This is a genomic window from Streptomyces katrae, from assembly GCF_000966975.1.
Classification (GTDB): Bacteria; Actinomycetota; Actinomycetes; order Streptomycetales; family Streptomycetaceae; genus Streptomyces; species Streptomyces katrae.
The window spans coordinates 1-3,010 of the sequence record NZ_JZWV01001038.1; the positions used below are offsets into that span (position 1 = coordinate 1).

Here is a 3,010-nt window from a genome sequence, read left to right on the forward strand (position 1 = left end):
CCGGCCGCTCGGGCGGCGCCCCCGGGGCCCTGGCCTGCGCCGCGCTGCTGCCGGAGCGGGTGACGCGGACGGCGGCCCTGGTGCCCATCGCGCCCCGGGACGCGGAGGACCTGGACTGGTTCGCGGGGATGGCCGCCTCGAACGTACGGGAGTACACCACCGCCGCCGCGGACCCCGAGGAGCTCACGGCCCGGCTGATCCCGCGCGCCAGCGGTATCGCACGGGACCCGGGGCGGCTGCTGGACGAGCTGCGCCGGGAGCTGACCGCCAGCGACCGGATGATCGTCTCGGACGCCGGGCTGCGGTCGATGCTGCTGCGCAACTACCGCGAGGGGGTGCGCACTTCGGCGTTCGGGTGGATCGACGACATGCTGGCCGCCAGCAGCCCCTGGGGGTTCGACCCCGCCGACATCCGCTGCCCCGTGCTGATCTGGCACGGGGAGCTCGACGTGTTCTCCCCGGTGGGCCACGCCCGCTGGCTGGGCCGGCGCATCCCCGGCGCCACCACCACCATCGACCCGGACGCCGCGCACTTCGCGGCCCTGCGCGCGCTGCCCGGCGTCCTCACCTGGCTGCTGCGCGAACTGCCCGCCCCTTCCGTGGAGGAGCAGCAGCCGGCCTGAGCCCCTAGAGAGCCTCCCGCGCCGCGTCGGCCAGCAGGGCCAGGACCTCGGCGAGGCGGGCGCGGACGGCGGGGTCGGAGACGGCCCCGTCGGCGCCGACCGTCGCCCGGTCCACCGGGATCCGTACGCAGGCGGCGTCGACGACGGCGGCGCCCGTGTAGCCGAGCACCGTCCGCAGCGTGGCCTCGGCGCCCCCGCCCCGGCCCGGAGCGGCCGCGTTCACCCAGGCCACGGGCTTGTCGGAGATCTCGGTACCGCCCACCGTCCAGTCCAGCAGGTTCTTGAACGAGCCGGGCAGCGTGCCCGCGTACTCCGGGGCGCAGACCAGCAGTGCCGCCGCCCCCGCGATCGCCCCGCGCAGCGCGGCCACCGGGGCGGGCAGCGGGTCGGTGTCCTGGTCGGGGTTGAAGTGCGGGAGGTCCGCGAGGCCCTCGTAGCGGACGGCGGCCACCGGGACGGCCCCCGCGGCGGCCACGGATTCGGCGGTGCGCAGCACGGCCTCGTTGACGGAGCCGGCGCGCAGGCTCCCGGAGAGGAGGAGGATGACGGGAAGTGCGGGTGACGTGGGCATCCGTCCACGCTACCGAGGGGCCGCAGCGCCCTCCCGGGCGCCCCGGGGGAACTGGATCTTGCCGTGCGGCGAACGGCCGAATACGGCACCTCGATTATTCCCCCACTCTTTCTATAGAACGCTTGACCAGGCGTCATGTCTCGGTTGCCAATGGGGTGCGGACGAGTAAAGTCCGAGCCAGACGCCGGCGGCGCGCCGGAGTCATTCCCTCCCATTCGCTATGGCCTCCCCGAGGACGGTGCCATGAACACTTCCGCCACCCCGCCGACCAGCGCGGTCAAGGACCGCCGGGTCCCCCTCGACAAGATCGACGTCCGCAGTGCCCCGGTCGCCGCGGCCCTCGGCCGGGTACTGCCGTCGGAATCCGGCCGTCACACGCAGGCACCGATCTTCAACTCTGCGCTCTGACAATGCAGTACGCGCTCTAGACTGGTGGAATGACCGGCCTGATCGCATTTCGCGAGATCGTCCTGAAGGTGCACAGCAGATGCGATCTCGCCTGTGATCATTGCTATGTCTACGAACACGCTGATCAGAGCTGGCGAGCCCGGCCGAAAGTGATCTCCCCCGGGGTCATTTCCCGGACCGCGTCGCGGCTCGCCGAACATGCCCGTGACCATGCACTCCCCTCCGTCACGGTGATCCTCCACGGAGGGGAACCCCTGCTGGCGGGCCCGGACCGACTCCGCCTCGTGTGCGAGGAGTTCACCCGCGCGCTCGCTCCAGCTCGGCCCCCGTTATCTCGACCTCTTCGCCGAGTACGGCGTCCGGGTCGGCGTCTCCCTCGACGGGGACCGCGCGGCCAACGACCGCCACCGGCGGTTCGCGGACGGCCGCTCCAGCCATCCGCTGGTCCTGCGGGCCGTGGGCCTGCTGCGCTCGGAGCCCTACCGCCACCTCTACCAGGGCCTGTTGTGCACCGTGGACGTGGCCAACGACCCCGCGGCCGTGCTGGACGCGCTGGTCGCACTGGAACCGCCCCGGGTGGACTTCCTGCTCCCCCACGCCACCTGGCAGACCCCGCCGCCCCGGCCCGGCGGCGCGCCCGACGCGTACGCCCGCTGGCTGCTGCGGGTCTTCGACCGCTGGGAGGCGCTGGGGCGGCCGGTGCCCGTCCGGCTCTTCGAGTCCCTGCTGTCCACCCTGCGCGGCGGGCCCAGTCTGACGGAGTCCCTGGGGCTGGCCCCCACCGACCTGGTGGTCGTCGAGACCGACGGCACGCTGGAGCAGGTCGACTCCCTCAAGAGCGCCTTCGAGGGGGCCGCCGCCACCGGGTTCAACGTCTTCGACCACCCCTTCGACCTCGTGGCGGCCCACCCCGGGGTGCGGGCGCGGCAGCTGGGGCTGGAGGGCGTCAGCGGCACGTGCCGCCGGTGCCCTGTCGTACGTTCGTGCGGCGGCGGGCTCTACACGCACCGCTACCGGGAGGACGGCCCGGCCGGCGCGGGCTTCGACAACCCCTCCGTCTACTGCTCCGACCTGCGGGAACTGGTGGAGGGGGTGGAGGGCCGGACGGCCGGGCGGGAGACCGCCCCGGAGCTGGCCGATCCGGCCGAACTCGCCCGTTCCCAGGAGGAGCTGACCCGCGCGCTGCTGGCCCGGCTGCACGGCGAGCTCGCCGCCGGCCCGGAGTGGGCGCGGGCCTGGGAGCTGCTGACCGGGGTCGAGGAGGCGGACGCCGCCGCGCTGGACGCCGTCCTGGGCCACCCGTTCACCCGGACCTGGGTGCTGGAGGCCCTGGACGCCGCCCGCGAGGGCCGCCTGGACGCCCCGGGTGCCGCCCGCAGGCTGGCCGCGCTGGCGGCGGCCGCCGTGC

General features: G+C 74.3%; 3 protein-coding genes and 1 pseudogene. 3 read left to right on the forward strand and 1 reads right to left on the reverse strand.

The window, feature by feature from the left end; all coding sequences use genetic code 11:
* Window positions 1-623 (forward strand): alpha/beta hydrolase (locus VR44_RS31875; RefSeq protein ID WP_045951107.1); only part of this gene is annotated, 623 nt, incomplete at its 5' end.
* Window positions 624-627: 4 nt separating this feature from the next.
* On the opposite strand, the gene VR44_RS31880 is transcribed toward VR44_RS31875, so the two are convergent.
* On the reverse strand, window positions 628-1,194 hold the full coding sequence (locus tag VR44_RS31880) for an NADPH-dependent FMN reductase (protein ID WP_045951108.1): 567 nt from the start codon (window positions 1,192-1,194) through the stop codon (window positions 628-630).
* 243 nt (window positions 1,195-1,437) lie between these two features.
* Between VR44_RS31880 and fxsA the strand changes: the two genes are divergently transcribed.
* Entirely contained in the window at window positions 1,438-1,602 is a 165-nt protein-coding gene (fxsA, locus tag VR44_RS45465) for an FxSxx-COOH cyclophane-containing RiPP peptide (protein ID WP_063778996.1), read from the forward strand.
* A 29-nt stretch (window positions 1,603-1,631) separates the two neighbouring features.
* Window positions 1,632-3,010, forward strand: a pseudogene (locus tag VR44_RS31885) (FxsB family cyclophane-forming radical SAM/SPASM peptide maturase); the annotation flags it as partial.

Coding starts and splice junctions, on each gene's coding strand:
- VR44_RS31880 (WP_045951108.1), bottom strand. CDS start 1,194: ATGCCCACGTCACCCGCACTTCCCGTCATCCTCCTCCTCTCCGGGAGC.
- fxsA (WP_063778996.1), top strand. CDS start 1,438: ATGAACACTTCCGCCACCCCGCCGACCAGCGCGGTCAAGGACCGCCGG.